Annotated in this window: 33 protein-coding genes; 22 read left to right on the forward strand and 11 right to left on the reverse strand. The window is 64.7% G+C overall.

The genetic code is table 11. The features are described 5' to 3' along the window. Positions 1 to 51: 51 nt before the first annotated feature. Positions 52 to 702, forward strand: a complete 651-nt coding sequence (locus QOU61_RS15695; protein WP_289660078.1) for a tetratricopeptide repeat protein — start codon at positions 52 to 54, stop codon at positions 700 to 702. Between the two features lie 131 nt (positions 703 to 833). Here QOU61_RS15695 and QOU61_RS15700 read toward each other — a convergent pair whose 3' ends face one another. Beyond that, a complete protein-coding gene (locus QOU61_RS15700; protein ID WP_289660081.1) occupies positions 834 to 1,619 on the reverse strand; it encodes an LON peptidase substrate-binding domain-containing protein in 786 nt (261 codons plus the stop codon). Positions 1,620 to 1,826: 207 nt separating this feature from the next. After that, on the reverse strand, positions 1,827 to 2,774 hold the full coding sequence (locus QOU61_RS15705; RefSeq protein ID WP_289660084.1) for an alpha/beta hydrolase: 948 nt from the start codon (positions 2,772 to 2,774) through the stop codon (positions 1,827 to 1,829). Between the two features lie 106 nt (positions 2,775 to 2,880). Here QOU61_RS15705 and QOU61_RS15710 point away from each other — a divergent pair, with 106 nt between their 5' ends. From QOU61_RS15710 to QOU61_RS15740, 7 genes are all read left to right on the forward strand, one after another. After that, positions 2,881 to 4,116 carry an RluA family pseudouridine synthase gene (locus tag QOU61_RS15710; RefSeq protein ID WP_289660087.1) on the forward strand — a complete coding sequence of 412 codons (1,236 nt, stop codon included), beginning with the start codon at positions 2,881 to 2,883 and terminating at the stop codon, positions 4,114 to 4,116. A gap of 32 nt (positions 4,117 to 4,148) precedes the next feature. Further along, the gene (locus QOU61_RS15715; protein WP_289660090.1) at positions 4,149 to 4,469 is read left to right on the forward strand and encodes a hypothetical protein; all 321 of its coding nucleotides are present in this window, start codon (positions 4,149 to 4,151) and stop codon (positions 4,467 to 4,469) included. An 82-nt stretch (positions 4,470 to 4,551) separates the two neighbouring features. Further along, positions 4,552 to 5,325 carry an ATP12 family chaperone protein gene (locus QOU61_RS15720; protein WP_289660093.1) on the forward strand — a complete coding sequence of 258 codons (774 nt, stop codon included), beginning with the start codon at positions 4,552 to 4,554 and terminating at the stop codon, positions 5,323 to 5,325. A gap of 54 nt (positions 5,326 to 5,379) precedes the next feature. Continuing rightward, entirely contained in the window at positions 5,380 to 7,014 is a 1,635-nt protein-coding gene (fliK, locus tag QOU61_RS15725; RefSeq protein ID WP_289660095.1) for a flagellar hook-length control protein FliK, read from the forward strand. Continuing rightward, positions 7,011 to 7,280: an EscU/YscU/HrcU family type III secretion system export apparatus switch protein gene (locus tag QOU61_RS15730; RefSeq protein ID WP_289660097.1), complete on the forward strand. Its 270-nt coding sequence runs from the start codon at positions 7,011 to 7,013 to the stop codon at positions 7,278 to 7,280. The genes fliK and QOU61_RS15730 overlap by 4 nt, the downstream gene beginning before the upstream one ends. A 233-nt stretch (positions 7,281 to 7,513) precedes the next feature. Next, positions 7,514 to 8,332 carry a class D beta-lactamase gene (gene blaOXA, locus QOU61_RS15735; protein WP_289660099.1) on the forward strand — a complete coding sequence of 273 codons (819 nt, stop codon included), beginning with the start codon at positions 7,514 to 7,516 and terminating at the stop codon, positions 8,330 to 8,332. A 95-nt stretch (positions 8,333 to 8,427) separates the two neighbouring features. Further along, on the forward strand, positions 8,428 to 9,084 hold the full coding sequence (locus QOU61_RS15740) for a carboxymuconolactone decarboxylase family protein (RefSeq protein ID WP_289660101.1): 657 nt from the start codon (positions 8,428 to 8,430) through the stop codon (positions 9,082 to 9,084). Here QOU61_RS15740 and QOU61_RS15745 read toward each other — a convergent pair. Beyond that, a complete protein-coding gene (locus QOU61_RS15745) occupies positions 9,065 to 9,697 on the reverse strand; it encodes a hypothetical protein (protein WP_289660103.1) in 633 nt (210 codons plus the stop codon). The two genes, QOU61_RS15740 and QOU61_RS15745, sit on opposite strands and share 20 nt — an antisense overlap. A 150-nt stretch (positions 9,698 to 9,847) precedes the next feature. Then, positions 9,848 to 10,255 (reverse strand): DUF4260 domain-containing protein, encoded by a 408-nt coding sequence (locus QOU61_RS15750; RefSeq protein WP_289660105.1) that lies wholly within the window; start codon positions 10,253 to 10,255, stop codon positions 9,848 to 9,850. A 139-nt stretch (positions 10,256 to 10,394) separates the two neighbouring features. On the opposite strand from QOU61_RS15750, the gene QOU61_RS15755 reads away from it, so the two are divergent. From QOU61_RS15755 to QOU61_RS15780, 6 genes are all read left to right on the forward strand, one after another. Further along, positions 10,395 to 11,927 (forward strand): acyl-CoA carboxylase subunit beta, encoded by a 1,533-nt coding sequence (locus QOU61_RS15755; RefSeq protein WP_289660107.1) that lies wholly within the window; start codon positions 10,395 to 10,397, stop codon positions 11,925 to 11,927. Between the two features lie 7 nt (positions 11,928 to 11,934). Then, complete coding sequence (locus QOU61_RS15760) at positions 11,935 to 12,480, forward strand: hypothetical protein (RefSeq protein WP_289660110.1); 546 nt, start codon at positions 11,935 to 11,937, stop codon at positions 12,478 to 12,480. Between the two features lie 78 nt (positions 12,481 to 12,558). Then, complete coding sequence (locus QOU61_RS15765; RefSeq protein ID WP_289660113.1) at positions 12,559 to 12,906, forward strand: hypothetical protein; 348 nt, start codon at positions 12,559 to 12,561, stop codon at positions 12,904 to 12,906. A 220-nt stretch (positions 12,907 to 13,126) separates the two neighbouring features. After that, positions 13,127 to 14,239: a hypothetical protein gene (locus QOU61_RS15770; RefSeq protein WP_289660116.1), complete on the forward strand. Its 1,113-nt coding sequence runs from the start codon at positions 13,127 to 13,129 to the stop codon at positions 14,237 to 14,239. 18 nt (positions 14,240 to 14,257) lie between these two features. Continuing rightward, complete coding sequence (locus QOU61_RS15775; protein WP_289660119.1) at positions 14,258 to 14,986, forward strand: hypothetical protein; 729 nt, start codon at positions 14,258 to 14,260, stop codon at positions 14,984 to 14,986. Beyond that, the gene (locus tag QOU61_RS15780) at positions 14,961 to 15,812 is read left to right on the forward strand and encodes a hypothetical protein (RefSeq protein ID WP_289660120.1); all 852 of its coding nucleotides are present in this window, start codon (positions 14,961 to 14,963) and stop codon (positions 15,810 to 15,812) included. The genes QOU61_RS15775 and QOU61_RS15780 overlap by 26 nt, the downstream gene beginning before the upstream one ends. Before the next feature lie 95 nt (positions 15,813 to 15,907). On the opposite strand, the gene QOU61_RS15785 is transcribed toward QOU61_RS15780, so the two are convergent. Then, entirely contained in the window at positions 15,908 to 16,135 is a 228-nt protein-coding gene (locus QOU61_RS15785; protein WP_289660123.1) for a hypothetical protein, read from the reverse strand. A 194-nt stretch (positions 16,136 to 16,329) separates the two neighbouring features. Between QOU61_RS15785 and QOU61_RS15790 the strand changes: the two genes are divergently transcribed. From QOU61_RS15790 to QOU61_RS15800, 3 genes are all read left to right on the forward strand, one after another. Then, the gene (locus QOU61_RS15790; protein WP_289660126.1) at positions 16,330 to 16,776 is read left to right on the forward strand and encodes a DUF2214 family protein; all 447 of its coding nucleotides are present in this window, start codon (positions 16,330 to 16,332) and stop codon (positions 16,774 to 16,776) included. Positions 16,777 to 16,873: 97 nt separating this feature from the next. Beyond that, a complete protein-coding gene (locus QOU61_RS15795; RefSeq protein WP_289660127.1) occupies positions 16,874 to 17,185 on the forward strand; it encodes a hypothetical protein in 312 nt (103 codons plus the stop codon). A gap of 61 nt (positions 17,186 to 17,246) precedes the next feature. Beyond that, positions 17,247 to 18,236 carry an ABC transporter substrate-binding protein gene (locus tag QOU61_RS15800; RefSeq protein WP_289660130.1) on the forward strand — a complete coding sequence of 330 codons (990 nt, stop codon included), beginning with the start codon at positions 17,247 to 17,249 and terminating at the stop codon, positions 18,234 to 18,236. A 131-nt stretch (positions 18,237 to 18,367) separates the two neighbouring features. Here the strand turns inward: QOU61_RS15800 and QOU61_RS15805 are convergent, their stop codons facing one another. After that, on the reverse strand, positions 18,368 to 18,829 hold the full coding sequence (locus QOU61_RS15805) for a VOC family protein (protein WP_289660132.1): 462 nt from the start codon (positions 18,827 to 18,829) through the stop codon (positions 18,368 to 18,370). Positions 18,830 to 18,999: 170 nt separating this feature from the next. On the opposite strand from QOU61_RS15805, the gene QOU61_RS15810 reads away from it, so the two are divergent. Continuing rightward, complete coding sequence (locus QOU61_RS15810; RefSeq protein ID WP_289660135.1) at positions 19,000 to 19,314, forward strand: hypothetical protein; 315 nt, start codon at positions 19,000 to 19,002, stop codon at positions 19,312 to 19,314. Between the two features lie 101 nt (positions 19,315 to 19,415). Further along, complete coding sequence (locus QOU61_RS15815; RefSeq protein WP_289660137.1) at positions 19,416 to 19,709, forward strand: twin-arginine translocation signal domain-containing protein; 294 nt, start codon at positions 19,416 to 19,418, stop codon at positions 19,707 to 19,709. Positions 19,710 to 19,934: 225 nt separating this feature from the next. Here QOU61_RS15815 and QOU61_RS15820 read toward each other — a convergent pair whose 3' ends face one another. From QOU61_RS15820 to QOU61_RS15830, 3 genes are all read right to left on the reverse strand, one after another. Next, positions 19,935 to 20,165 (reverse strand): GCG_CRPN prefix-to-repeats domain-containing protein, encoded by a 231-nt coding sequence (locus tag QOU61_RS15820; RefSeq protein WP_289660139.1) that lies wholly within the window; start codon positions 20,163 to 20,165, stop codon positions 19,935 to 19,937. Between the two features lie 170 nt (positions 20,166 to 20,335). Further along, entirely contained in the window at positions 20,336 to 21,346 is a 1,011-nt protein-coding gene (locus QOU61_RS15825; RefSeq protein WP_289660141.1) for an alpha/beta fold hydrolase, read from the reverse strand. Positions 21,347 to 21,526: 180 nt separating this feature from the next. After that, complete coding sequence (locus QOU61_RS15830; RefSeq protein WP_289660143.1) at positions 21,527 to 22,225, reverse strand: ArsR/SmtB family transcription factor; 699 nt, start codon at positions 22,223 to 22,225, stop codon at positions 21,527 to 21,529. Between the two features lie 76 nt (positions 22,226 to 22,301). Between QOU61_RS15830 and QOU61_RS15835 the strand changes: the two genes are divergently transcribed. Continuing rightward, entirely contained in the window at positions 22,302 to 22,610 is a 309-nt protein-coding gene (locus QOU61_RS15835) for an NIPSNAP family protein (protein ID WP_289660145.1), read from the forward strand. Between the two features lie 110 nt (positions 22,611 to 22,720). After that, positions 22,721 to 23,536, forward strand: a complete 816-nt coding sequence (locus tag QOU61_RS15840) for an isocitrate lyase/PEP mutase family protein (protein WP_289660148.1) — start codon at positions 22,721 to 22,723, stop codon at positions 23,534 to 23,536. Between the two features lie 232 nt (positions 23,537 to 23,768). Here the strand turns inward: QOU61_RS15840 and QOU61_RS15845 are convergent, their stop codons facing one another. Next, complete coding sequence (locus tag QOU61_RS15845; RefSeq protein ID WP_289660150.1) at positions 23,769 to 24,191, reverse strand: hypothetical protein; 423 nt, start codon at positions 24,189 to 24,191, stop codon at positions 23,769 to 23,771. Positions 24,192 to 24,335: 144 nt separating this feature from the next. Between QOU61_RS15845 and QOU61_RS15850 the strand changes: the two genes are divergently transcribed. Beyond that, on the forward strand, positions 24,336 to 24,977 hold the full coding sequence (locus tag QOU61_RS15850) for a trimeric intracellular cation channel family protein (protein ID WP_289660152.1): 642 nt from the start codon (positions 24,336 to 24,338) through the stop codon (positions 24,975 to 24,977). Between the two features lie 59 nt (positions 24,978 to 25,036). Here the strand turns inward: QOU61_RS15850 and QOU61_RS15855 are convergent, their stop codons facing one another. Continuing rightward, positions 25,037 to 26,293: a cytochrome c gene (locus QOU61_RS15855; protein ID WP_289660155.1), complete on the reverse strand. Its 1,257-nt coding sequence runs from the start codon at positions 26,291 to 26,293 to the stop codon at positions 25,037 to 25,039. Positions 26,294 to 26,359 lie beyond the last annotated feature (66 nt).

Below are 26,359 nucleotides of genomic sequence, written 5' to 3' on the forward strand. Positions count from 1 at the left end.
TCTCGCACCGCGACGATACTTTGCCTGCTTGTGTTCTCCGCAATGACGGGAATGGCGCGCTCCGCCTTCGCTGAGACCGTCGAAGTTGCGCCCGGCGTGCAGGTGACGAAGCGGACCTATGCGGTCCCGCTCAACGAGCAACCCTTCTTCGGCTTTGCCGCCAAGACCGCCGCGCAGCGGGAAGCGGACGACGCGTTCGTCAAGGCGCTGCTCGATGCGACCGGAACGCGCGAAAAGGCCTTCGACGAAACCGCCAAGCGTGGTTGGCGGGCGCTCGGCGCAGGCCGGCTGGGCGAGGCCGCGCAACGGTTCAATCAGTCGTTCCTGGTCGCACCCGAGCAGAGTGGCGTCTACCACGGTTTCGCCGCGATCGCGCAGATGCGCTTCAACGATGTCGCGTTCGCCGAAGAGCTGTTCCAGATCGCGCGCAAGCAGCCCAATCCACTCAAGGTGCTGAATGCCGACTATGGTCGTCTGCTGCTGATCGCCAAGCGTCCGCAGGACGCGCTCCCGGTTCTTGAGCAGGCGGTCAAGGACACGCCGGATTTTGGCGATGCCTGGATCAATCTTGGCTGGGCGCGATTTCAGACGGGAGATCGCGCGGGAGCCTGCGCGGCGACGGACGAAGCGGCCAGACAACGACCGTCGACCAACGCGAGCGTTGATCTCATCCAGTTGAGGAATGGCGCGCAGTGCAAGTGAGCGCCGGTTCCTCAACCTGCCGCTCTTTTTCAAGCTGATCGGGAAATCATCGCGCGTGCCAGCGAAAAGATCCAGAGCAGCTTCAACGGTTGGCGTCCTTCGTCGCGCAGGCTCGTGGCAATGACTGCAGCTTAGGCCGCCGCGCGCTCCTTCAGCCAGCCCAGCACTGTTTCCAGGCAGGCAACGACATCGTTGATTTCAAGAAGGTGTTGCAGCTTGTCGATGTCGTCGGTGATCAGTTGCGCCACGAGATTCGCCAGCACCGCCGGCTCGCCGGAATAGCGATAGAGCGCCTGCGGCTGCGGCACCCTGGCATAGGCGCGATATGCCTCCATGAGCTGCGCCGCGAGCCGGAAGGCATCGACGTCGGACGCCCTGACATCGGCAATCGGTTCGACCTCGGCGGCGAGGAATTCGCCGGGGAGCGGCCGCACCACCCGGACACGGTCGAGGCACTGCACCTTGCATTTGAGGTTGCCGTTCGGCATCGCCTGCTGGCTGATGATGCTGGCCGTCACCCCGATCGTGTAGAGATCGTCAAATCCGGGATCGTCGTCGGCCATGTGGCGCTGGGTCAGCACCGCCAGACGCCCGTCATTGGCCAGCGCGCTCTCGATCGCGCGCCGCGTCTTGTCGCGCCCGACGAAGATCGGCGTGATCATCTGCGGGAAGAACACGACGTCGCGCATCGGCGCGACCGGCACCCCCGTTGCTGGCGGCGCGCCGGTCACTGGCCTCGAAGCCGCGGCCGCTGGCAGGCTTGACTGGATCGCAGCCGACAGCACGTTCCAGTCGTGGAAGCCCAGGGTTTTGGCAACCAGTTCGAGGCTTTCGCTGTGGGTGAGGGAGACCGATTTTGACTTGAGCGCATCGCGTAAGCTTTGCGCCATGGCCTTGGCATCGCGGAAGTCGCGCATGGAAAATCCTCTGCTTGTCGCGAACGAGAGATCGTCAGGCGCTTGCGTTGCTGACTCGTTCGCTCCCGAGCAAAGGAGGCCTGAAGCGGCTCGATACGTTCACCATACCCTTGATGGGCGCAAGCGGCGGGTCGTATCCACCCGCGAAAAATATGCCTCGCGTCGGCCGCACTGTCAACGCGGCTGCCAGCGTGCGCCGCTGCGATGCTATTTCTCGCCCTTCACAAAGCCGAGAATTTCGTCGGTCAGCCGCGTATCCCCGGTGTTGATCGAATAGACCTCGGACATGTGACTGTGTTGCGGCAGCATCACGGCTCGCGCGCAGCCCTGTACGCGCTTGCAGGCCGCCTGCTTCATCAGCTCGTACTGCTCGACGAAGCGCGGCGGATCGAGCTCGGCGGATGCGATCATGAAGGGAATTTTCGTGGCCAGGAGGCCGGGAAGCGAGGAACGCTCGGCGTAGCGCGAGGGATCGGAGCCGTAATAGGCGATCTCGGCGTCGCCGACCGGGCTCGCGGTGAGATCATAGATGCCCGACACCATGATCGCGCCGGCCAGGCCTCCGTCCTTCACCTTGTGGAATGCGGGATGCGAGACGTAGTTGGCGACATGGATCGCGCCGGCGGACTGCCCCATCAGATAGATTCGCGCCGGATCGCCGCCGCGCGCGCCGATCTGTTGCGTCACCCATTGCACGACGCCGGCGAGGTCCTCGGCGCCGGCGGGGTAGGGGAATTGCGGCGCCAGCCGGTAGGTGGCGTTGACCCCGACGAAGCCGTTCTTCACCGCCCACAGCATCACATTGTCATAGAACGGGCTGTTGGGGTTGCGCTTGTTGCCGGCGACAAAGCCGCCGCCGTGGATATAGATCAGCACCGGCCGCGCTGATGCGCCGGCCTCCGGCGTGAAGACATCGAGCAGGTTGCGCTCGGCCGCGCCATATTTGACATCGCGCTCGACCTTGACGCCCGCATAGGGCTCCTTTTCCTGCAGCGGCGCGTAGAGCGCGGCGGTCTTCGGCGGGTCGACCGTGCGGCCGATTTCGATCAGCTTCCAGGCGATATCGTCCGGCATCGGGCCTTGCTGCGCGCTCACCGATACCGCCGAGGTCGCCAGGATCAGGGCCGCGGCCCGAACCGATTTTCCGAGTGTCATTGCAAACTCCCGTCTCTTGCGCGGTCGCAAGATGGCTGATCGGAGGGCGGATTTGTAGCGTTTTTGCCGTGACGGGGTGCGGCTTTTCGGCTACCTCACGGAAATCATGAGCCGCCGCATCAAGCGAACATCGTCAGAACCGCGTAAGCAGCGCCCGAAGGGCGAGCAGCGCCATCGCGCCTCCGGCGGACATTCCGGCCGGGATGAACGGCCGCAGCATCGCAGCGCGCCCAAGGGCGACCGACCGCTGGGTAATCGGCCGGGTGGCAAGCCGCCGCGCTTTGCCGAGCCGCCGCGCGAGAAGCCGGCCGCCTTCCGGGAGGAGCCGGCAAAGCCGGAGCCGCAGCTCCCGACCAAGGTGCAGACCGTCGTCGTGACCGCCGACGAGAACAACATGCGCGTCGATCGTTTTCTCGAAGCGCGCTTTCCGGGGCTGTCCTTCTCCCACATCCAGCGCATCGTCCGCAAAGGCGAGCTGCGCGTCGACGGCAAGCGGGTCGACAGCAAGGACCGCCTGGAGGAGGGCCAGAGCGTGCGCATTCCGCCGCTCAAGCTCGACGCGCCCAAGGCCGCGCGCGCGCTGTCGGAAGCCGAGAGCCGGACGCTCGACGCGCTGAAGGCGATGACGCTTTACGAGGACGACGACGTGCTCGTGCTCAACAAGCCCGCCGGGCTTGCGGTGCAGGGCGGCTCCGGCACCACGCGGCATATCGACCAGATGCTCGAGGTGATGCGCGACGCCAAGGGCCAGAAGCCGCGGCTGGTGCATCGCATCGACAAGGAGACCTCCGGCTGCCTTCTGGTGGCAAAAACCCGCTTCGCCGCCACCCATCTCACGGGCGCCTTCCGTCACCGTTCCGCGCGCAAGATCTACTGGGCGCTGGTTGCGGGCGTGCCGAAGCCGAAGCAGGGGCGCATTTCGACCTATCTCGCCAAGGAGGAAAGCGAGGAGGATTCGATCATGCGCATCGCCGCGCATGGCGATGAGGGCGCAAGCCACGCCGTGACCTATTACGCGGTCGTGGAGGCGTCGGCGAGCAAGCTTGCCTGGGTGTCGTTAAAGCCGGTGACGGGACGGACGCATCAACTGCGCGCGCATATGGCGCATATCGATCATGCGATCGTCGGCGACCCCAAATATTTTAATAAGGAGAACTGGCAGCTGCCGGGCGGCCTGCAGAATCGCCTGCATCTGTTGGCTCGCCGGATTGTGATCCCGCATCCGCGCGGTGGCGTGATCGATGTGAGCGCGCCGCTGCCGCCGCACATGCTGCAGTCCTGGAACCTGCTCGGCCTCGAGGCCGACCGCTTCGATCCGATCGAGCACGCGCCTGAAGAATAATTTAGCTTGCACGCGTCGCGGCGGATCACGACATGTCCTCCATGAAAAGGCTTCCGATCTTTCTTGCGCTGATCTTCACCTTGCTCGCGGGGCAGGCGGCATATGCGCAGACGCCGAACGGTCTCCTCGGCGGATCGCTGCTTTCCCCGCCACTGCCGCCCCCGCTGCCGCCGCCGAAGATCGGGGTTCCCGTGGTTCCCCAGCTCGACGCACCACCGCAATATGATTACCGGCCCGCGCCGCGGCCCTCCTTCAGCGACCGCGTGGCGCGCTGCCTCGACGAGGGCGCAGCCGCCGGCCTCGGCCCCGGCGACCGCGCCGCCTATTCGCGAAGCTGCGCCAATCAGCAATAACGGATAGGCGCGGCTTTATTTGCCGCACCGGCTGGCCTATTTTGCGCTCCCAATCGACGACCATGAGAAGCTGACAGGCGCGATGCGCGAATTGTTCGAAGAAGGTTTGGGACCTTCGCCCCTCGATCCCGGAGAGGCGGTGCGCCAGGCTGCGCGCACCCCGCAGCGCAAGCGCTTCTACACGAGCGTCGAGGCGGTCGAGGCCGACGGCGGCTTTGCCGTCACGCTCGACGGCAAGCCGATCAAGACGCCGTCGGGCAGGAAGGTCATCGTGCCCCGGCGCGAAATTGCCGACGTGATCGCGGCCGAATGGCAGGCGCAACAGGACGTCATCGATCCCCTCACCATGCCGATGACGCGCCTTGCCAACAGCGTGGTGCAGGGCGTGCTTGACCGCGTCGATCTGGTCGCCGACGACGTCGCGAAATATCTGCGTTCGGACCTGCTGTTCTACCGCGCCGGCCACCCGGAAGCGCTGGTTGAGCGCGAGGCAAGGCACTGGGACCCCGTGCTGTTCTGGGCCGCAGAGACGCTCGGCGCCCATTTCATCCTCGCCGAGGGCATCGTGCATGTGCGCCAGCCGGATGCGGCGGTCGCGGCCGCCCGCGCGGCATTCCCCGACGACCCCTGGTCGATCGCGGCCTTGCATGTCGTGACGACGATCACGGGTTCGGCGCTGCTGGCGGTCGCGCTGAAGCATGGCATGCGCAGTCCCGACGAGGTCTGGGCCGCGGCCCATGTCGACGAGGACTGGAACGGCGAGCAGTGGGGGATCGACGAGGAGGTCGCCGCCCGCCGCGCCGCGCGGCTCAAGGAGTTCCGCGCCGCCGCGCAACTGCTCGACCTGATGCGCTAGACGAGCGCCGGGGTTAACGAGAGGTTTACGACGGCTGGGCTAGCCTTTCGGCCGATGGCCCTGTCAGTCAACCCGACGCTTCCTGTCATTGCCGCCACGCCGAGCGGGGCGGTATCCGGGCTTGCGCTGCAGGCCGGCACGATCGTGAATGCCGAGGTGCTCAACACGCTCGCCGAGAACCTGGTGCAGATCGCGATTGCCGGGCTTTCGCTTGATGTGCTGACCGAGGTGCCGCTGCAGGCGGGCCAGAAGCTCCAGCTTGCGGTGTCGCAGACCGACGGCGGCATTCGCCTGTCGATCGTGCCGCCGAACGCGTCGGGTGTCACGGCTCCCTCGCTCGACAGCGTGACGTTGACGCCGAATGCGCCGCTCGCCGCGCCTTCCGCGTCGCCTGCGGATGCGCTTTCCCAGAATCTGCTGAGCCCGGCCGAGCGCGTGGCGGTCGCGGTTGCCACGCAAAGCGCGGCCGCGCAGCAGGGCAGCCAGGCGCCGCTGTTCGCCGATCTCTCGGCGCTCGTCACCTCGACCAATCTGCCGCCGGCGTTGCAGCAGGCGGCAGCGCAAGTGCTGGCGCAGCGCACCGATCTCGATGAGAGCATCGGTGGCGGCGATATCCAGCAGGCCTTTGCGAAATCGGGCCTGCTGCTGGAAGCCACGCTCGCGTCCGGATCGGTTGGCCCCGGCGCCGGCGTGCCCGACCTGAAGGCTGCGCTGATCGTGCTGCGCCAGGCCTTGGTGGCGCTCGACGGCGCGCAGGGCGCCACGACGCCGCAGCCGGCGGCACCGGGCCTTGCCGCCACCGCTGGCGGCGCCGCGACGACGGCGCCAGGCGTTGCCGAGAGAGCACCGCCGCTTGCCCCTTCATCGCCCGAGACCGAGTTGCAGGAGATCCTGCTGCCGCAGGCGCGGCTGCCGGCGGCGGTCGATTCCGCCGAGGCAAGCCTCGCGGTGCGCCTGTTGCCGGAGGCGCTGCTGCGCGCCGCGCCGCGCACGGCGACAGCGGGCGACCTGCTGACGCTGTTGCAGGAAGCGCTGCCGGACGGGTCGCACGCCAATGCAGCGCAGGCGGCCGCACTGCCCAATGTCGGCCGCGAGGATCTGCTCTTGCGCACCAGCACGCCGCCGCCGCCATTTCGTGGCAGCCTGCCGTCGGCGCAGCCGGTGGCCGCGCCGTCGATCGCGCCGGATGCGCCGCTCGCCGCAACCACGCATCATCTCCTGACCGAGACCGACGCAGCACTGGCGCGCCAGACGCTCTTGCAGGTGGCGTCGCTGCCGGATCGCGCCGATCCGCAAAACGCCCCGATCGACCCTTCGGCGCCGCGCTGGCATTTCGAAATTCCCTTCGCAACCCCGCAAGGCACGGCACTGGCGCAGTTCGAGATCGCGCGCGACGGCGGCGCCAGCGAGGTCGAGGCCGCCAAGCGCATCTGGCGCGCACGCTTCTCGCTCGACGTCGAGCCGGCGGGGCCGGTGCACGCGCTGATCTCGCTGACCGGCACCCGCACCTCGGTGCGGATGTGGGCGGAGCGGCCGGCCACTGCCGCGCAACTTCGCGCCGGGGCATCCGACCTCAGCCGGGCCTTGAGCGAGGCCGAGCTTGAGCCCGGCGACATCGTGATCCGCGACGGCACGCCGCCGCAATTGACGCCGGCGCGCGCCGGGCATTTCCTGGATCGTGCGTCATGAGCCGCGAAACCAAAAATCCTTTGGCCGTCGCGCTGCACTATGACCGCACCGGCGCGCCGCGGGTCGTCGCCAAGGGCAGGGGCACGATCGGCGAGAAGATCATGGAGATCGCCAGGGCCAACGACATCCCGATCGAGGAAAACGAGGTGCTGGCGGGCGCGCTCTCCAATGTCGAGCTCGGCGAGGAGATCCCGGCCGAGCTCTACAAGGCGGTCGCCGAGGTGCTGGTCTTCGTGCTCAAGCTGTCGCGGCCGGCGCCGCGCTAGTGGAGTGGATTTGACATTCGCTCCCCCACGAGCCCCGAGTCCGCCAAGCGAATGTCAAATCCGAAACTCCACTAGAATCTTAGATTGCTAGTGGTCCTTTGATTCTAACATTCGCAAAAGTGCCTCCCAAAGCGGGTAGCGAATGTTAGAATCGGACCACTAGCCGGTCATGATTCCACCACGATAGCGGCTGTATCGTCGCGCGCCTTTCAACGAGCCCCGGAACGCGTCCCGTGATCACCCGCCGCCATGCGCTTGGCCTGCTTGCGGCCGCCGGCCTCCTGCCGTCCGCAAGCCGTGCCGACGTCATCTATCCCAAGAATGAAATCCGCGAAGGTCTCGCCAAGCACTTCGCCGACGCCGGTACGCAAGGCACCTTCGTCGGCTATGTTGTCGAGGACTACACCGTATTCGCCAGCGACAAGGATCGCTCGGGCGAGGGCAAGCTGCCGGCCTCGACCTTCAAGATCCCGAACTCGCTGATCGCGCTGGAAACCGGCGTGGTCGAGGACCCCGACAAGGACGTCTTCAAGTGGGACGGGGTGAAGCGTCCGATCGAGGCCTGGAACAAGGATCACACGCTGCGCAGCGCGATCGCGGCCTCCGCCGTGCCGGTCTATCAGGAGATCGCGCGCCGCATCGGGGCGGAGCGGATGCAGAAATATGTCGACCTCTTCGAATACGGCAACCGCAACATCGGCGGCGGCATCGACCAGTTCTGGCTGACCGGCGACTTGCGGATCGATCCGGTGCAGCAGGTCGATTTCGTCGACCGGCTGCGCCGCGGTGCGCTGCCGATCTCGAAGCGCAGCCAGGATCTGGTGCGCGACATCCTCCCCGTGACCAAAGTCGGGGAGTCCGTCATCCGCGCCAAGTCCGGCCTGCTCGGGGCCGAGCGCGGCGAGCCCTCGCTCGGCTGGCTGGTGGGCTGGGCGGAGAAGGGCAGCGCACACACCGTGTTCGCGCTCAACATGGACTGCACCGAGCCGCGCCTGGTCGCCGCGCGCATGAGCGTGGCGCAGGCCTGCCTTTCCGATCTCGGCGCGATCTGACGGGCGATCGGCGTGATCCTGCTTTAAGGCGCTGGTCCGTCTCGCTGGCCTCGACTAAAGTCGCGCCACAATCAAGAACGCCGGAGGAAATCCCCATGCACTCAGCTTCAGTCTGGATTGCATCGCTGTCGCTCGCCGCGGCCAGTGGCTGGCTCGCCGCCTCGATGATGGCCACACCTGCGACCAGCAAGGAGCCGCGCTTTCCGCAACTGACGATGGACCAGCTCGACGAGAAGCAGAAGCCGCTCGGCGAGCAGATCATGAAGGTGTCGAGCGTCGGCCTCGGCGGACCCTACAACCCGATGATCCGAAGCCCGGTGCTCGGCCAGCGGCTTTACGATCTCTTCTATTATCTGCGCTGGCAGACCTCGGTGCCGACAAGGCTCAACGAGTTCGCGATCCTGATCATCGGCCGGCAGTGGCGCTCGCAGGTCGAGTGGTTCGCGCATGCGCCGCTGGCGGCCAAGGCCGGCCTATCCGCCGACGTGATCGCCGAATTGAAGCAGGGCAAGCGGCCCTCGAAGATGGCCGAGGACGAGGCGCTCGTCTACGACTTCGTCACCGAGCTCACCACCACGAAGAAGGTTTCCGACGAGACCTATGCGCGGGCGAAGAAGGTCTTCAACGATCAGCAGATCGTCGATCTCACCGCGGTTGCCGGCAACTACGTGATGGTCGCGATGATGCTGGCGATGGCGGAGGAAACCGTGCCGCCCGGCAAGGAGGCGCCGTTCAGGACCGGGGAGGACTGAGCGGCTCGCCGCCGGCGTCCTTTGGCGGCGTCGTGCCCGCCAGCGCCTGGTCGATCGCACAGGCGCCGATCTCGCAGATCGTCTGCGAGATCAGGTCGCCGCCGTTGGCAAAGCCGTCGGCCAGCGAATCGAACTGCGCGCGCGCCGTCCGCAGCAGCTCGACGGGGACGGCGACCACGGCGCTGGAGAGCTCGGCAAAGGGCATGCGCAGCTCGTCGAGCTCGGCGCTCACCCGGGCCAGCCGGTTTTCGGCATCCTCGGCGCGCGCGAGCAGCCGGCCCGCCTGCTGGGTGAGGCTTGCGCGCTCGATGTCGGCGACCTCAGCGGCCTGCTCGAGCTCGGCCTTCAGCGCTTCCGCTTCCGCGCCGAGATTTTCCGCCGCGATCTCGGCGACCGCGCGCAGCTCGTTGATGCGCTCATGCTGTTCCTGCAGCTCGTCGGAGAGCCGCTCCGCGCTCACGGCGCGCTGCGTCAGCGCCTCGATCATGGCGGCGGCCTCGGTGAGCATCTCGGCGTTCTTGCCGCCGGTCATCATGCTGGCGAGACGGCGCAGGAAATCGACCGTCTCCTGGGTCTTGTCGTCGGGCGAAAGGGGCAGAATCGTCGCGGACATCGACGTGATCAGGGGCAATCGGATTTTGACAATGACGTTTCACAAAATACGCGCCGAATGCTGCCCGTGGAGGAAGCGGCATGCCGGCCCGGCCCTTATACGTGATTTCAAACCGCTGTCAGGACCCCAATTTGGGTATTTCCCGCTTTTTCAGCTCTCGCCGCGGCCGATCCGGCCGAGATGGGTGAAGGTAAATCCGGCGTCGTATTTGAGCCCATAGCCGAGCGCGCGGTCGATCCCGATATGGGCGAGCCAGATCATGGCAACCGACAGCACAAGCGGCGAGCCCGCGGCAAATCCGGCGGTCATCAGGGCGACCGGAGCCATGTAGCTGTGGGCCGCGTTGTAGGCGATCGCGCCGGCCCTGGGGCCAAGGAGATAGGCGGCAAAGCTCAGATCGGGGGCGAGGAACAGGATCGCGAACAGCCACCACGAACCCTCCCATACCGCATAGAGCAGCACCATGCCGGCGAACAGCGTCAAGCCTTCGAGCCGCAGCAGGATCCTGACCCCGCCGGACACGGCGCCCGCCTGATCCGGTGTCGCGGTTTCACCCATAGCCCGTCTCCTGATCGAATCGGAAAAGGCGCTTGTAGTGCCAAATGGCGGTTTTTCCGCATGCAAAGGCGGTTTCCGCTCCGCAAAAGGCCGTGTTAGAACCCCCAGAAATCTGGTCGAAAAGCGGGCAGGGAGCCACATGAAGCACATTCTGGACAGCCTCGAGGCGCGGCGCGACAGCGCAAGGTTGGGCGGCGGCGAAAAGCGCATCGAGGCGCAGCATGCGCGCGGCAAGCTGACGGCGCGGGAGCGCATCGAGCTCATGCTCGACAAGGGCTCCTTCGAGGAGTTCGACATGTTCGTCGAGCACCGCTCGAGCGAGTTCGGGATGGACAAGACCAAGGTGCCCGGCGATGGCGTCGTCACCGGCTGGGGCACCGTCAACGGCCGCAAGGTCTTCGTCTTCGCCAAGGATTTCACCGTGTTCGGCGGCTCGCTGTCGGAGACGCATGCGCAGAAGATCGTCAAGATCCAGGACATGGCGATGAAGGCGCGCGCGCCGATCATCGGCCTCTATGATGCCGGCGGCGCCCGCATCCAGGAAGGCGTCGCGGCATTGGCCGGCTATTCCTACGTGTTCCGCCGCAACGTGCAGGCGTCAGGGGTGATCCCGCAGATTTCCGTGATCATGGGGCCGTGCGCCGGCGGCGACGTCTATTCGCCGGCGATGACCGACTTCATCTTCATGGTGAAGAACACGAGCTACATGTTCGTTACGGGTCCGGACGTGGTGAAGACCGTGACCAACGAGGTGGTGACCGCCGAGGAGCTCGGCGGCGCCAGCGTGCATGCGACGCGCTCTTCGATCGCCGACGGCGCCTTCGAGAACGATGTCGAGGCGCTGTTGCAGATGCGCCGCCTGATCGACTTCCTGCCCTCGAACAACAGTGACGGCGTGCCGGAATGGCCGAGCTTCGACGACATCGGCCGGCTCGACATGTCCTTGGACACGCTGATCCCCGACAATCCCAACAAGCCCTACGACATGAAGGAATTGATCCTGAAGGTCGTCGACGAGGGCGACTTCTTCGAGATTTCGGAGGCCTTTGCCAAGAACATCGTCACCGGCTTTGGCCGCATCGCGGGCCGCACCGTCGGCTTCGTCGCCAACCAGCCGATGGTGCTGGCGGGCGTGCTCGATAGCGACGCCTCGCGGAAAGCCGCGCGCTTCGTCCGTTTCTGCGATGCCTTCGAGATCCCGATCGTGACCTTCGTCGACGTCCCGGGCTTTTTGCCGGGCACCGCCCAGGAATATGGCGGGCTGATCAAGCACGGCGCGAAGCTGCTGTTCGCCTATTCGCAGTGTACGGTGCCGCTCGTCACCGTGATCACCCGCAAGGCCTATGGCGGCGCCTTCGACGTCATGGCCTCGAAGGAGATCGGCGCCGACATGAACTATGCCTGGCCGACCGCGCAGATCGCGGTCATGGGCGCCAAGGGCGCGGTGGAGATCATCTTCCGCAGCGATATCGGCGACGCCGGCAAGATCGCGGCGCGCACCAAGGAATATGAGGACCGCTTCCTGTCGCCGTTCATCGCGGCCGAGCGCGGCTATATCGACGACGTCATCATGCCGCACTCGACCCGGAAGAGGATCGCGCGCGCGCTCGCCATGCTCAGGGACAAGAAGGTCGAGACGCCCGCGAAGAAGCACGACAATCTGCCGTTGTGAGGATGGCTTGACGATGTTTTGGTCGGCGCAGTTTCGCAGGACCATTGCTGGCCGCCTAGCGGTCATCAGCGCGTCGGCGGCCATTGCTATCTCTTTTCCCGCCGCAGCAGCGATAAAAGACCGGCGCCATGCCGTGACGGTTTACGCTGGGGAAGCGATCGTGCTGGATGGACACGCTCAAGCCGATCAGGGATGCAACCCAAAGGCGCCTCCAACGTTTCGACTGGACATGGCACCCCAGCACGGCGTGGTCTGTACGCGAATCAATCAAATCAAGGTGGAAGAGGCGTATGCAGGAGACGATGCCTGCTACGGTCGCATGATAAGCGGGATCGAAATAATCTATCTGCCCCAACAAGATTACGTCGGACCAGATCAGTTGCGTTTCGAGAGCATGGGCCCGCCGGCCAGCTTCAATGTCGAGTTTGATCTGACGATCGTGCGGGCGCTGCCTGGCGCGGCGGCGCTTGAGCCGCTGGACATCAACGTTGTTCCAGCGGAGGCCATGAAGCCTGGCGGACCAGTGCCGTCATGCACGGAGCCCGTATCGTGACCGTGCGAGCTCGTAGAGCTGAGGAACGAAGCGTAATCCGCCATCCCCCTTGTCGTTAGGGCTGCGGGACACGAGCTAATGACCGACGACGAGCCGACCGACGAGATTTCAGAGATCGAAGCGCGGATCGAGGAGCTTGCCGAGAGCGCCGACCGATGCCGGAGGATCATTCTGGGGTCGCAGGTCGCGATATCAGGCGGCTTTGTATTGCTGCTGATCACGCTGTTCGGCCTGTTCGGCTCCGCGCAGGTCGCCGCGCTGGGATCGATTGCCCTGGTCCTCGGCGGAATCGTGTCGCTCGGATCGAATGTCAGCACGTTGCGGCAGACTGAGGCCGCCATCAGCGCCGCCGAGGCGCTCCGTTCGGACCTGATCAGCAGGATCGACCTTCGCGTGGTCGGTGACGCGCCTATGAAGCTGATGTGACGCGCCGGCTCGCGAACGCGTGCGGTTTCACTCAGAACGTTGCGTGTAGGGCGGATTAGCGAAGCGTAATCCGCTGGTCCCCCGCCAGCGTCATCGTTTCGTCAAATGATCAGCCGTAGCGGTGGTCCGGGCGCCGCGAGCCCTGTGAAATAACCCCAATACCAGGTTGCATTGTCTGAAAAATGCACGCAGAGTGAGGGCATTGGGGTGGGGGCTTTTCATGTTCAAGAATGTCTCGGCTATTGCGCTGACTTCGGCTGTTCTGATCGCAACGGCGCATGCCGGTCCGCTTGAGGATGCGCTCAACATCCAGAAGACGAAAAATCCGTTGGGCACGCTGATGCGCAACAACCATGCGTGCAACCTGATCAGCCCGCCGACGCCGCTGCTTCTGAACGACACCCAGGCCGGAACGGCCACGCCCGGCAACATCACCATCGCGAAATTTGCGGCAGACGGCACGACCTACGATTTGCGAAGCCTGGGCGACATGTGCCCGACGCCGATCGTGACCGACAAGTTTCCCGTCAGGGTCAACAACCTCAACAGCAGCATCACCACGTCGATCGCCTACAAGGACGACATCACCGCGTCGCTGAAGCTGACGCTGGGTTCCTGGCTCAAGCTGATCGACTTCGATGCGTCGAACATCGAGGAGGTGGGGATCTGGATCACGACGGCCGAGTCGCCCGCCTTCAATCCGGACATGAACCGCTCTGCCGCGGCGCTGAAGAAAAAGGATCAGTCCTGCACGGTCGCGACCCAGTCTCCCAAGCAGGCCTCGATCATCGACCGGGCCTGTGTCGGCAAGATCACGATCTCGCTGGTGGCGAAGAAAGACATGTCGCTGAATGCCTTCGACCTCCAGTTCGCCAAGCTCACCGTCGGGCTGAAGGCGTCGTGGATCCGCGACATCAGCGGCGCGGCGTCCGACTGCACGGTCGACGCGTCCGGAATTGCGACCGGAGCGGCGCCTGCGGGCGGCGGAGGAGGTGCGACGGCCGACAAGGTCCCGACATCGGACGGAACGCTCGTCGACATCACGGCTGGCAATGTCGACCTGCAGTTCAAGTCGCCCAGCTCCAATGTCGTGACGAAACCCACGCCCGGGCAGGTCGCCGGTGTGTCGAAGCCCGCCACGCCGCCTGCCAGCCCCGGTGCCAAGCCGGCGAATCCGACGACGGACAAGCCGGCCGATCAGGCGGGCAGCAAGCCGGCGCAACCGGCCGCCCAGGACAAGGTCTGCGCCAAGAACGTGGTCTATCAAACCAACGGGTTGATGGTGGTGGGCGTCGACATGATCAAGGCCGCGTCGTTCCTCAACAACAACTGATGTTGCCGGGGGCGCATCATGCAGATCAGGCTGTTTTTGGCGTTGCTCAATGCAGTGGCGCTCGCCGGCTGCGCCCAGGTGCCGACGTTTCGCAACGTCGTCTACGACAAGGTGAGCCCGACCGCGCAGGTGCTCACGCCCTATGGGTTTCCGAAATGGAAGACGACGGACTACCGGCTGTCGCCGGGCATGGTGTTCAACGCAACCATGTCCGATCCCACCAGCGCCCTGACCAGGAGCGCGGGAACGATTGGCGCCGTCGATGGATGTCCTCAAACGATCTTCACGCTGAAGAACACGCCCCGGGTGGCGCCCCTGATGAATCCGGTGCATGCGCCGTACGACATCAAGATCCTGGTTGCGTCACCATTCACGAACAAGGCCGTGCTCGATTCCTTCCGCAACCGGCCCGACCTGCAGGATATTCCCGATAACGCGTTCGCCTATATCCGCCAGATCGACTACGACATCACCAACATCAGGGTGTTCGAAGCGACGCCCGAACAGCTCAGTCAGGCGATCAGGCAGGTTCGGGGCGACGCGTATTGCTCGCTCAAGCTCAACCCGTTCACGTCGCAGGTGGTGCGCCGCATCTACACCGGCAATGTCAGGATAGCCGTCCGGTGGGATCGCGGATATCATATCGCGCTGGGGGGAATGGCGAGCCGCATCCAGAACTCCCTCCGGTATGATGTCGATGGCAACAAGGTTATCTTCGCCGTTGAAACCGACAGAATCGGGTTCTAGATGCGGGAAGCCGTTCTCGATCATTCGGCGCGGCAAGGCGATAGCGAGCCTCGGCTTCCTCATCTGCGCGCTGGCGCAGCCTCTCGGCGGGCGCGCCTCCCATGCCGGCAGCCTGTCCGACACGATCGCCGTGCTTCGGCAAGAGGGCAGGATTTTCGTCCCGCCTCTCTTCTATCGTGCAACCTGTGACGCACAAGGCTGCCGGGTGGATGGCGGGGAGCGCGTGCCTGCGATCGGCAGCATCGTGCGGAAGGACGCCGGCCAGCCCGGCGGATATGAAATTCGCTGTCTTGCCGCCGGCGAGGAATACCCGCTTCAGACGCCGCAGCATGCCGCAGTCCCGGTCGTATCCCTGGCGTACAGCAAGGCCGACCTGACCAGGCTTTTCGGCGTTGAGAGCGATGGCGACAAAAGCGCCGCCCTCGTTGCGTCACTGGTGGGGGAAGCGACCCTGGAAGGGCTCGATCCCTATACCGAAATGGCCTTCAGCGGAAAGGACATGCGTCGTGCGGCATCCTCACTGCCCGCGGACTGCCGGATGCGCGTCATGCAGACGAGGCCGGCCGGCGGGATGATCGTCGAGCGCGTGTTCGCCAGGCTGGTATTGAAGGCCACTCTCAAGGAAGGACTGGAATTTCAGGACCTGAAATCGAAACTCCTGGAATTGCAAAAGCTGCTGCAAGCTCACTATCGCGCCAGGATTGGCGTGAGCGAGCGCTCTGGAGAAAAACGTCTCGAGATCTCCACGCTCGATCACCGGCTGGTTTCGTTTCGTGTCACGCCGCTCGATGATTTGAAGGTTCACCACAAGGACTGGTTCGAATAGTCGGCGGCAACGGCTTCCGCCTTCGCTGTCCGAGCTTCGTCGAACAAACCGCTCTATTGATTATGTCGGCCGGGTTTTCCGCCGGCCCGTACCGATCAGATACCCCTGCGGAATATCTTGGGCTCGGGCCATCGCTGGATGTCGGCCTTGCCGCGCGAGCATGCGTCGGCAAGGGCCTGTGTGTCGTCCGAACGGGTCGATGCTGCCTCGCGGGACATCATGTCCAGCTCATCGCAAAGGTGTTCCTTCCTGATGATGCCGTATCGCACCAGGACGCGGCCAAGCGCGACCGACACCAGCGTTTCATGGTCTTTCTGTTCCAAGCGCATCTCCATTCCCCCAACCTGTGCCGCTGCGTCTTGCCGAGCATGGGATCAGCTCGCAGGGCGGAATAGCGGCAGCGCAATCCGCCATTTTTCGGTACGATGAGCAAGGCGGGTTGCGGCTTCCGCCTTTTGTTCGTCGTGCCTTGGCGAACAACCCGCCACGCCCGCGTCAGGAACTGGAATATCTTCCCATGTCCACATTGTTCGCCTTCCTGCATCACCTCTGCGCCTTCACGCTCGTCGCCGCGGTCGCGATCGAGTTCACGCTGATCCGCGGGGATTTGACGCTTTCATCGGCGCGCCGGCTTCAGGCCACCGACCTCGTGCTCGGGATCGCGGCGGGCCTGCTGTTCATCATCGGTCTGCTGCGCGTGTTCTATTTCGAGAAGGGCGCGAGCTATTATTTCCACAGCCACGCTTTCCTGACCAAGTTTGCGCTGTTCGTCATCGTGGGCTTGCTGTCGATCATCCCGACCAAGGAATTCTTGTCCTGGCGCGGCGCGATCAAGGCAGGCCAGGTGCCGGTGATCGATGCCGGCAGACGCCGGCGCGTGACCATGGTCATCCACGCCGAGCTTGCGGCGATCGTGGTCATCCTGCTCTGCGCGGCCATCATGGCGCGGGGCGGGTGGGTGTAGGGTTCCGCTCAACAGAATGTGCCGTTTGTACCGGCGTCGCGCTTGGCAATTCCCGCGTCCGGGGCGTATCCTCGACAGACCGGCCAGGAGCGCGCAAATGACTTTTGTCAGTGTGCTTGCTGTTTGGATTGCCTTGTCCGCAGGCGGAATCGCGGTGGTCTATCGCGTCGGCCTCTACATCGCGCGTTGGTCGCCCGCCGTCAGCATTGCCTGCCTCGTCGTCCTTTCCCCACCGGTATTGGTTGGCGCCTGGATGGTCGCCCACCAGATTGTGCGCGTGGAGCAGGCAAGTTGCGAAGAGAGAGACCCGAGCGTGGAGCGCCTGAGCGGGATGTCACCGGCGGAATTCCACGCCAGGTGCATAGCGACCAGGGACAATTCGGAGTGGCTTGCCTTGCGCAGATTGTGAGGTGAGCAGGGCGGAGCCACGGGGGACCCGCCCGCTGATCAGCGGGCCCGGAACAAAGTCCATGAACACGCGTCGCAAACTGCTATTTGCGCTCGGAGCGAGTGCATTCTTCGCACCACGAATATTGTTCGGCCAGCAGGAATTAGCAAGAAGGCGTCGAATAGGCTTCTTGACGCGGGAGACCGACGCCTCTGTCTCGACTCAAATAGATGCCTTTCGCCAACGTCTGCGCGATCTCGGGTGGGTTGAGGGAAAGAACATCGGCATCGAGTATCGGGACGCAAGCGGCCAACTCGATCGTCTTCGTGTGCTCGCTGGCGAACTCGTCACTCTCAACGTGGATGTCATCGTTACGGTGAATACGCCGCCCACCCAGGCCGCCAAAGAAGCAACCAGTTCAATTCCGATTGTGATTGCCGTCTCTGCTGATCCGGTGGGAGCCGGATTGGTCCGGAGTCTTGGAAAGCCCGGCGGGAACGTAACTGGGCTATCGCTGCTTGCCCCGGACACGGATCAAAAGGCGCTGGAGTTTCTTAAGCAGATGCAGCCGAAAACAACCCGAGTGGTGATGATTGTTGACCCGAAGAATCAAGGCATGATGCTTCGGTCCGATGCAATCCAGATCGTGGCGCCGAAGCTCGCAATAGAGATTGAGTCAATCCCGATCCTCAGTTCAGGCGAACTTGTCGAGGCGCTAACGGCTGCCACGACGAACCCCCCGGACTCTCTCTTTGTGCTTTCTCCGATATATGCAGCTTATCGGATGGAGATCGTGGAATTCGCGACAAGGATGAAAGTACCGATATTGTTTGATACCAGCGGGCTTGCCAGCGAACCTAATGCCCTTTTGTCCTATGGGGCGGACATATCGGACCTGTTTGGGCGAGCCGCTACATTCGTGGACAAGATATTGAGAGGCGCCAAGCCGGCCGATTTGCCAGTCGAGCAGCCGACCAAGTTCGAGTTGGTGATTAACCTCAAGGCAGCCAGGGGGTTCGGGATCGACGTGCCGCCAATGTTGCTGGTGCGTGCCGACAGGGTAATCGAATAGGTCGGGCGCTGCCAGATGGATCGAACGATTGAGAGCCTGATGGATTCCGCATCGGCCAGCGGCCGGAGATCGCACGGAGGGCGGGGCCACGCGGACCCGCCCTCTCAAATCGAGGCGAAGATTTGCGCGAGCTACGCCGCCTTGTGCTGCTGCTTCATGAATTCCGCCGCTCGCTTCTTCAGTTCACCGGGCGAGACGTCCTCGACATGGGTTCCGATGTACCAGCGGTTGCCGGCCGGGTCCCTCACGCCGCCGGAGCGGTCGCCATAGAATTGATTGGCTGGCTCCATCTCGGCCGTCGCGCCGGCCTTGACCGCTTTCTGGTAGACGGCATCCACATTGGGCACATAGAGATAGAGCGTGGTGGATGTCGGCTGCGCCCGTTCGGACGCCTCGGAAATCATCACGACGGAATCGCCGATCTTGAGTTCGGCATGCATGATCTTGCCGTCCGGCCGCATCATCGGCTCGAACAGGGGCTGCGCTCCGAAGGCTTCTTTCATGAAGCGGACAATCTTTTCCGCGCCGTCGACGACGAGATAGGGCGTGATGGAATGATAGCCGTCGGGAATGGGCTTTGCCTGTGCTGCCATTTGTTGGCTCCCTTGGTTGTTACTGAACGCAGAACGACCCAACGCTCCCCATATTTCGGATTCACCTCCCGCTCTTTGTAGAAAGTGTGACGGCCTCGCGCGCGCGCCAGTGCGATGGTAAGTTCCATCCATCTGCGCACCAAAAACGAGAACCGCCCCGGGAGGAACGCATGGCATCGGCCTTTTTCATCGTCCGCGCCACCGTCAAGGACGCGACCAGGCGCGAGGCGTTCGACGCCTGGTACGCGAAGGAGCATCTGCCGGATGCCGCCAGATCCTTTGGCGTTGCGAAGGCTTGGCGGTTCTGGAGCAAAACCGATCCGGCGATCCACCAGGCCATGTACCAGTTCGATGACGAGGCCGCGCTCGAGCGCGCCGTTGGTGGCGACGAGATGAAGCGGCTGATCGCGGACTTCAACCGCGACTGGCCGGATGTTTCTCGCACGCGCGAGACGCTCTTGCTCGCCGAGGAACTTTCGCGCTGACGGCAGAGCCTGCGAAGCTGAACGGAAAATTCAGCCGCCATTCATGCCGGCGCGGCGACACTCGCTTCATACGGTCAGACGTCTTGCACGGAGGAGTGGCCATGGAACGCCGGGATTTTCTCAAGCTCGCCCTTGGATTCACCGCAGGAGCCGCCGCGCTCGCGGCGAGCGCGCAGGCCGCACCGCTGCTGCCGCAGCCGCTCGCCGGTGAGATGCGGCCGCCGGATGTCGAAGCCCATCCCGCCGTGACCACGCGCCAGGAAGCGGATCAGTTGCAGCCCCAGGAAGTGCGCTGGGGCCATGGTCATCACTATGGCTGGCATCGCGGTCATCACTGGGGCTGGCGTCACCACCGCTGGCATCGCCATCACTGGCACCGGCGTCACTGGTGGTGACGGCGGCCGTCGTCCTCGCGTTGATCTGGAATCGCCACCATGGCGGCCTGTTTGACGGGAGCCGGGGATGAGGACGCTCGCTGCTGCATTCGTCTCTGCTGTCGGCTGGCATTCCGGTCCGTTCGGCCGCCGCTGCTTCCCGAACCGCTGGTAAGCGGGCGCGGGGGACTGCCAACAAAAAACCCCGCGCGAAGCGGGGTTTCTGTCGAAAGAATGCCGGCGCGCTCAAATCGGGCGGCAACGGCCATAACGCCAGAAGAATCCGGGAGGACAGACGCGGCGGCCCGGTACGACGACGACGGGCGCAGCGGGCGCGACCACGACGGCGCCGCCATTGGGCATGCAGCGGCCATAGGGACCGCGATGCCAGCCGGGTCCGCAGCCGCCGGCTGCATTGGCTGCGCTGAGACCTGCCAGCGAGCTCGCCAGTACAACCGCAGCGAAAAGATACTTCATCTTTTTCTCCTCCATTCGTTTTGCATCGTCCCGCGACAAGACCGGACGGCCAGCGGAAAGGCTGGTGATTCGACCGGCAAATACCCGCTAAGCCGCGAGCACTCGACGCCGAGCATAGTGCCACCGGCTGAATGCGTTATGAACAAGGCAGCTTTTCGGCGGCGGGCGCGTCATCGCGCCCCGAGGAAGCCCAGCACCAGCTCGTCGTATTTTTCCGGCGCCTCCAGGAACACCAGGTGACCGGTGTTCGGGATCACCTCGGCCCGCGCATCGGGCATCAGATTGGCGAGCGCCTTCGCCAGCTCGGCGTTCTGGCCCATCTTGGCGCGCAGCGCTTCCGGCGCATTGGGCCGGCCCGGCGCGTTGTGGTCGTCGGCACCCATGATGAACAGCGTCGGCTGCGAGATCAGCGGAATCTCGTGCACCACGGGCTCGCGATAGATCATCTGAGCGGAAGAGACGAAGGCGCGCAGCCAGCGCGGGTATTCGGCGCTGCCCTTGAGGTTGAAGCGCGACTCGATGAACGGCGTCACCTGGTCGGGCGGCAGCTTCAGCGCATAATTGGTCTCGAGCTGCTTGCGATAGCCCTCCGCTGTCAGCCTGTCCTCGGCTTCGAGAATCTTCTCGGTCGGCGTCGGCGGCACATAGAGCCGGTAGTCCTCGAGCCCGATCGGCGCCGTCAGCACCAGGCGGCTGACGCGATCGGGATAGGCGCGGACGATGCGCACCGCGAGCATGCCGCCCATCGAATGCGCGACGATATCGGCCTTTGCGATCTGAAGATGGTCGAGCAGCGCGATGGTGTTGCGCGCGAGCGTGTCGAAATGCAGCTCGCCGGCGGGTTTTGAGGATTTGCCGAACCCGACCTGGTCGGGCACGACGACGCGGTAGCCCGCGCCGGTGAGCGTCCTGATCACGGGCGCCCAGTAGCTTGACGGGAAATTGCGCCCGTGCAGCAGCACCACGGTGCGGCCGTTCGGCTGGCCGGAGGCGCCGATATCCATATAGGCCATCCGCAACTGCTCGCCGTCATTGACGAGCGGCAGCAGGTTGACCGGGTAGGGATAGGCGAAGCCTTCGAGCGCGATGCCATAGGGCTCGCGCGCCGCCTGATCGGCGGCGAACAATGGTGAGGCGAGAAGGGCGCTTGCGAGAAGCGCGCCAAGCAAAATGTGTTTCATCGATACTCAGGAGGATGGATTGGTCTTCTTGTCATGGCCGGGCTTGACCCGGCCATCCACGTCTTCCTTTGCGGCTATCACAAGACATGGATGCCCGCGACAGGCGCGGGCATGACGATGCAAACAACATCGTGTGATCGCTGGTCGCGAACTCTTTTGCGAGCTTCGGGTCCGAAAGGACTAGCCTTCGCCGTTACCGAACAGCGCCGTGAAGCGCCTCTCGCCGTTGCGGCTGAAGGTGACCACGCGGCTGCCCGGCGTCGGGTCGCGTGCGGCCCATTTCAGTTCGGTGAAACGCGTCATCATGGCGGCGCCGAGCGTGCCGGCGAGATGATGCCGCCGCTCGCTCCAGTCGAGGCAGGCCTTGCACACCGGGCGGCGCGGATGGCTCAGCATGTCGGGCGAAATCTGCAGATTGTCGGCCAGGAAGCGTTCGCCGTCGGCGGTCAGCTCGATGTCCTGCTTCTTCTGCCGCAGCAGCCGCCTCTGCCGCATGCTGTCGAGCATCTGCACGCCGAGATCGCCGGCGAGGTGGTCGTAGCAGATCCGCGCGCGCCGCAGCGCCGGATCCTTCGGCCCGGTGCGCACCCGCATGTGGCCGGCGCGCGCCGCAAGCCCGGCAAGACCTTCGAGCACGCCGGCAACGTCGGAATCGGTGAGGCGGTAGTAGCGGTGGCGGCCCTGCTTTTCCGGCTCGATCAGCCCGCCCGCCTCGAGCTTCGCAAGGTGCGAGCTTGCGGTCTGCGGCGTGATGCCGGCCTCCTGCGCGAGCTCGCTTGCGGTCAGCGCGCGGCCGGTCATCAGCGCGGTCAGCATGTTGGCGCGGGCGGGGTCGCCGACCAGAGAGGCGACCATCGCGATGTCGGGGCCTACTTTCATGCTTCGATGATAACCGAAGCATTGATGCCGAGCAAGCGGCTATAGCGACGGCATCACGCAGCCAACCGAGGTTCCCATGGCGATCACCGTATTCATCCGCTACCAGCTCGATCCGTTCAAGCGCGCGCAGTTCGAGGAGTATTCCAGGCGCTGGCTCAGCATCATCCCGAAATGCGGGGGCGAGCTGATCGGCTACTTCATGCCGCACGAGGGCACCAACAACATCGCGTTTGCGCTGATCTCCTTCGAAAGCCTCAGCGCCTACGAGGCCTATCGCGGCCGCCTGCGCAACGATGCCGAGGGCATGGCGAATTTCCATTTCGCCGAGGAGAACAAATTCATCCTCGCCGAAGAGCGCACCTTCCTGCGCAAGGTCGTCGCGTAACGCGCTGGCGGCAGATGGCAGCACGAATGTCGAAGCCGGGACACTGGCGGGCCTCCGTCGGCCTCGCTATCTAAGCGCGGCGAACGATCAACGATGGAAAGGGACAGACCATGCCGGTCACCACAGCGGAGAAACGTGCGAGCTTCCGTCAATTGCATCAGGCCGGCTGCTTCATCCTGCCCAACCCGTTCGATGTCGGGACTGCGAAGGCGCTGCAGAGCCTCGGCTTCAAGGCGCTGGCCTCGACCAGCGCCGGCTTCGCCTGGACCATCGGCAAGGCCGACAATCGGGTCACGCTGGAGGATGTGCTGGGCCATCTCGAGTCGCTCTGCGCGTCCGTCGATCTGCCGGTCAACGCCGACTTCGAGGGCGGCTTTGCGGTCGAGCCGGCCAAGGTCGGCGCCAATGTCGCGCGCGCGGTCAAGACCGGCGTCGCGGGCCTCTCGATCGAGGACTCCACCGGCGACAAGGCCAAGCCGCTGTTCGAGCGCGAGCTTGCGATCGAGCGCATCCGCGCCGCGCGTGCGGCGATCGATGCCGACAACAGCGGCGTGCTGCTGACCGGCCGCTGCGAGGCGTTTCTGTGGGGACAGGCTGATCTCGGTCTCGTGCTCGATCGCTTGCGGGCCTATTCGGACGCCGGCGCCGATTGCCTCTATGCGCCGGGCATCAAGACAAAGGAGGAGATCGCCGCTGTCGTGAAGGCGGTGCATCCAAAGCCGGTCAACCTTCTGATCGGCGCGTCCGGCCTGTCGCTGAAGGAGGCCGGCGAGCTCGGCGTCCGCCGCATCAGCGTCGGCGGCTCGCTGGCCCGCAATGCCTGGGCTGGCTTCATGAAGGCGGCAAGGGAGATGGCGGAGCAGGGCACCTTCACCGAGCTCGCGCATGGTTATCCCGGCGGCGAATTGAACAGGCTGTTCGGCTGACAGGCGCAAAAAAAACAGCGGGCACTCGTGGTCCCTTGATTCCAACATTCGCTCCCCGCTTTGGGAGGCACTTTTGCGAATGTTGGAATCAAGGGACCACGAGCAAACCAAACTAGTACTCTAGTGGAGTGTTGGATTTGACATTCGTTTTTCGAACGCGCGGGCTGGTTGGAGCGAATGTCAAATCCACTCCACCCGCCCGCTGTTTTGGTTATTGCCGGCGCTTTGCGACTTACCGGTTATCGTTGTTCTGCCCGGCGGTCGGATTGGCTGCGTGGTCGATCTCGCTGCCGGTGTGCGACGCCGGCGGCTGATTGGTCGCTGCGCCCGTGGTCATGCCGGGTTGATTGTTGGATTTCGGCGTCACGTCACGCATGCCGGGCGGTGCGGCAGGTGAGGCTGGCTGGCTCTGCTGCGCGGTCTGGGTCGGCGGCGCGGTGCCCGCCTGATTGATGGTCGTATTGTTCAGTCCGTAGAACACGGCGCCCAGCACCAGCGCAATGGCGAGCGCGAACAGCGCGACCCGGCCAGTGGTCGCCGGACCTTCCATGAGTTCCGGATCCGCCTGGAGCTCGCTGTCGAGACGCGCGGCCTGGCGGAATTCGTCTTCCTTTTGCGAACGATAGGGATCATTCGGGATGTGCTCGTTGGCCATGACGGTCCTCCGTTTGCCCCGACGGACAACCGGAATCGGCAGCGCCGGTTCCCGGTGCAGCGCGTGCCACGCGGGCATTTCGCCGCTGTTCAGGCGGGAACCCGCAGCGTAAGTTCCTTCATCTCCCGCCCTTGAGTCCGCGCGATGTGGAACCTGCCGCCAAGCGATACCGTCCTGCATGTGCTGCAACTGGTGGCGCTGACGGCGCAAGCGATGACCGCGGCGCTCGCCGCCGGCCGCCGCAGCATGGACTGGATGGGGGTCGCGATGCTCGGCTGCGTCACCGCGCTCGGCGGCGGCACCATCCGCGATGTCCTGCTCGGGCACTATCCGCTGGTCTGGGTGCAGAACCCGTTTTATCTGGCGCTGACCGGCATCGCGGCGCTCGTCACCATCGTGGTCGCGCGCACGGTGCAGCGGCTGACGCTCGCCTTCCTGGTGCTGGATGCGATCGGGCTCGTCGTCTTCACCATGGCCGGCTGCGACGTCGCCTGGCAGATGGGGGCGTCGCTGCCGATCGTGATCGTGGCGGGCATGATCACCGGATGCGCCGGCGGCGTGCTGCGCGACATCCTCTGCAATGACGTGCCGCTCCTGTTCCGCGCCGAGCTCTACGCCAGCGTCTCCGTGATCACCGGCCTGTTCTATGCGACGGCCTTCGGGCTCAAGCTCAATGACGAGCTGTGGACCGTGCTCACCTTCGTGCTGGGCCTGTCGCTGCGGCTGCTCGCGATCCGCTACAAATGGGAAATGCCGAAATTCGTCTTCAACAGCGAGCAGCGCTGAGCGGTATCCTCATGGTGAGGAGGCGCGCGGTCCGCAGGATGAGGATACGGCGAGGCGGCCTACATGCCCTTCCTTGCCTTCGCGACCTGCTCGGCGGTCACCGGCGGCGCCGCATTGCCCCAGGAATTGCGGATGTAGTTGGTGACGTCGGCGACTTGCTGGTCCGATAATTGCCGGGCATAGGCCGGCATCTGCCCGGTGTTGGGCGCGCGCGGCGTCGTGATGGTCTGCGCGCCGTCGAGGATCACGCGCAAGCTGCTTGCGGGATCGGCCGACTGCAGCAGCGCATTGCCCGGCAGCGGCGGATAGATGCCGGGCGCGCTGGAGCCGTCGGCCTCGTGGCAGGCGACGCAGAGATGGCCGTAGATCGCGGCGCCCGACTTCATGCTGGCTTCCGGCGGCGGCGTGACCGCAGGCTCCGGCGGTCCCGCCGGCAGGCTCTTCAGGTACACGGCGATGGCGTGGACATCGCCGTCGCTCATCTTCGATGTCGAGTTGAGCACCACTTCCGCCATCGGTCCGCTGGCATGGCTCTTTGCGTTGCGGCCGCTCTGCAGATATTCGACGATGTCGTCGATCCGCCACGACGCCAGCCCGCTGCGCTCGGCGGCATCGAGCCGCGGCGCGAAGAAGCCGGCGACCGGCCCGCCGGCAAAAGCCTGGCCGCGCCTGTCGGCGCCGAGGATGTTCTTCGGCGTGTGGCAGCCGCCGCAATGGCCGAGACCCTCGACGAGGTAGCGGCCACGATTCCATTCAGGGCCCTTGCGCTGGTCGGGGTCGAGGATGCCGGGCCGCAGGAACAGGTAATTCCAGGCGCGCATCAGCACGCGGAAATTAAAGGGAAAGCGCAGCTCGGGCTGCGGCGTCTCGTTGCGGAAGGGCTCGAGCGTCGAGAGATAGGCGCGGATCGCCAGGATGTCGGGACGCGTCAGGCGGGTGAAATAGGTGTAGGGGAAGGCCGGGTAATAGCGCGAGCCGTCGGGATCGATGCCATAGCGCAGCGCGCCATAGAAATCGGCATCGCTCCAGCTGCCGATCCCGGTGTCGCGGTCCGGCGTCAGGTTCGGCGTATAGACGCCGCCGAATGGCGTATCGATCCGCTTTCCCCCGGCAAACGGCTTTAAGGGGTCGGCGGTGTGGCAGCTTGCGCAGTCGCCGGCCTCGACCAGCGCCTTGCCGTGCGCCACCATCTCCTCGGAAGGCTCGGCGGCCGCGGCGCCGCGCGCGAATGCACTGCACAAAAGCAGGCCGGCAAGCGTGCTGGCAAGAGTGCCGGCCAGGATACGGGCAACATTAATGGCAAGAATCGTCCGCATGATGGGCTCGCTTCCCTGCTTCCCCTGCCGCCGGCCGCATCATGGGGGCGTCACGTCATTTCGCGA

The organism is Bradyrhizobium sp. NP1, assembly GCF_030378205.1.
Taxonomy (GTDB): Bacteria; Pseudomonadota; Alphaproteobacteria; order Rhizobiales; family Xanthobacteraceae; genus Bradyrhizobium.

Coding starts and splice junctions, on each gene's coding strand:
- QOU61_RS15695 (WP_289660078.1), top strand. CDS start 52: ATGGCGCGCTCCGCCTTCGCTGAGACCGTCGAAGTTGCGCCCGGCGTG.
- QOU61_RS15700 (WP_289660081.1), bottom strand. CDS start 1,619: ATGCGCGACTTCCGCGATGCCAAGGCCATGGCGCAAAGCTTACGCGAT.
- QOU61_RS15705 (WP_289660084.1), bottom strand. CDS start 2,774: ATGACACTCGGAAAATCGGTTCGGGCCGCGGCCCTGATCCTGGCGACC.
- QOU61_RS15710 (WP_289660087.1), top strand. CDS start 2,881: ATGAGCCGCCGCATCAAGCGAACATCGTCAGAACCGCGTAAGCAGCGC.
- QOU61_RS15715 (WP_289660090.1), top strand. CDS start 4,149: ATGTCCTCCATGAAAAGGCTTCCGATCTTTCTTGCGCTGATCTTCACC.
- QOU61_RS15720 (WP_289660093.1), top strand. CDS start 4,552: ATGCGCGAATTGTTCGAAGAAGGTTTGGGACCTTCGCCCCTCGATCCC.
- fliK (WP_289660095.1), top strand. CDS start 5,380: ATGGCCCTGTCAGTCAACCCGACGCTTCCTGTCATTGCCGCCACGCCG.
- QOU61_RS15730 (WP_289660097.1), top strand. CDS start 7,011: ATGAGCCGCGAAACCAAAAATCCTTTGGCCGTCGCGCTGCACTATGAC.
- QOU61_RS15740 (WP_289660101.1), top strand. CDS start 8,428: ATGCACTCAGCTTCAGTCTGGATTGCATCGCTGTCGCTCGCCGCGGCC.
- QOU61_RS15745 (WP_289660103.1), bottom strand. CDS start 9,697: ATGTCCGCGACGATTCTGCCCCTTTCGCCCGACGACAAGACCCAGGAG.
- QOU61_RS15750 (WP_289660105.1), bottom strand. CDS start 10,255: ATGGGTGAAACCGCGACACCGGATCAGGCGGGCGCCGTGTCCGGCGGG.
- QOU61_RS15755 (WP_289660107.1), top strand. CDS start 10,395: ATGAAGCACATTCTGGACAGCCTCGAGGCGCGGCGCGACAGCGCAAGG.
- QOU61_RS15765 (WP_289660113.1), top strand. CDS start 12,559: ATGACCGACGACGAGCCGACCGACGAGATTTCAGAGATCGAAGCGCGG.
- QOU61_RS15770 (WP_289660116.1), top strand. CDS start 13,127: ATGTTCAAGAATGTCTCGGCTATTGCGCTGACTTCGGCTGTTCTGATC.
- QOU61_RS15775 (WP_289660119.1), top strand. CDS start 14,258: ATGCAGATCAGGCTGTTTTTGGCGTTGCTCAATGCAGTGGCGCTCGCC.
- QOU61_RS15790 (WP_289660126.1), top strand. CDS start 16,330: ATGTCCACATTGTTCGCCTTCCTGCATCACCTCTGCGCCTTCACGCTC.
- QOU61_RS15795 (WP_289660127.1), top strand. CDS start 16,874: ATGACTTTTGTCAGTGTGCTTGCTGTTTGGATTGCCTTGTCCGCAGGC.
- QOU61_RS15800 (WP_289660130.1), top strand. CDS start 17,247: ATGAACACGCGTCGCAAACTGCTATTTGCGCTCGGAGCGAGTGCATTC.
- QOU61_RS15805 (WP_289660132.1), bottom strand. CDS start 18,829: ATGGCAGCACAGGCAAAGCCCATTCCCGACGGCTATCATTCCATCACG.
- QOU61_RS15810 (WP_289660135.1), top strand. CDS start 19,000: ATGGCATCGGCCTTTTTCATCGTCCGCGCCACCGTCAAGGACGCGACC.
- QOU61_RS15815 (WP_289660137.1), top strand. CDS start 19,416: ATGGAACGCCGGGATTTTCTCAAGCTCGCCCTTGGATTCACCGCAGGA.
- QOU61_RS15820 (WP_289660139.1), bottom strand. CDS start 20,165: ATGAAGTATCTTTTCGCTGCGGTTGTACTGGCGAGCTCGCTGGCAGGT.
- QOU61_RS15825 (WP_289660141.1), bottom strand. CDS start 21,346: ATGAAACACATTTTGCTTGGCGCGCTTCTCGCAAGCGCCCTTCTCGCC.
- QOU61_RS15830 (WP_289660143.1), bottom strand. CDS start 22,225: ATGAAAGTAGGCCCCGACATCGCGATGGTCGCCTCTCTGGTCGGCGAC.
- QOU61_RS15835 (WP_289660145.1), top strand. CDS start 22,302: ATGGCGATCACCGTATTCATCCGCTACCAGCTCGATCCGTTCAAGCGC.
- QOU61_RS15840 (WP_289660148.1), top strand. CDS start 22,721: ATGCCGGTCACCACAGCGGAGAAACGTGCGAGCTTCCGTCAATTGCAT.
- QOU61_RS15845 (WP_289660150.1), bottom strand. CDS start 24,191: ATGGCCAACGAGCACATCCCGAATGATCCCTATCGTTCGCAAAAGGAA.
- QOU61_RS15850 (WP_289660152.1), top strand. CDS start 24,336: ATGTGGAACCTGCCGCCAAGCGATACCGTCCTGCATGTGCTGCAACTG.
- QOU61_RS15855 (WP_289660155.1), bottom strand. CDS start 26,293: ATGCGGACGATTCTTGCCATTAATGTTGCCCGTATCCTGGCCGGCACT.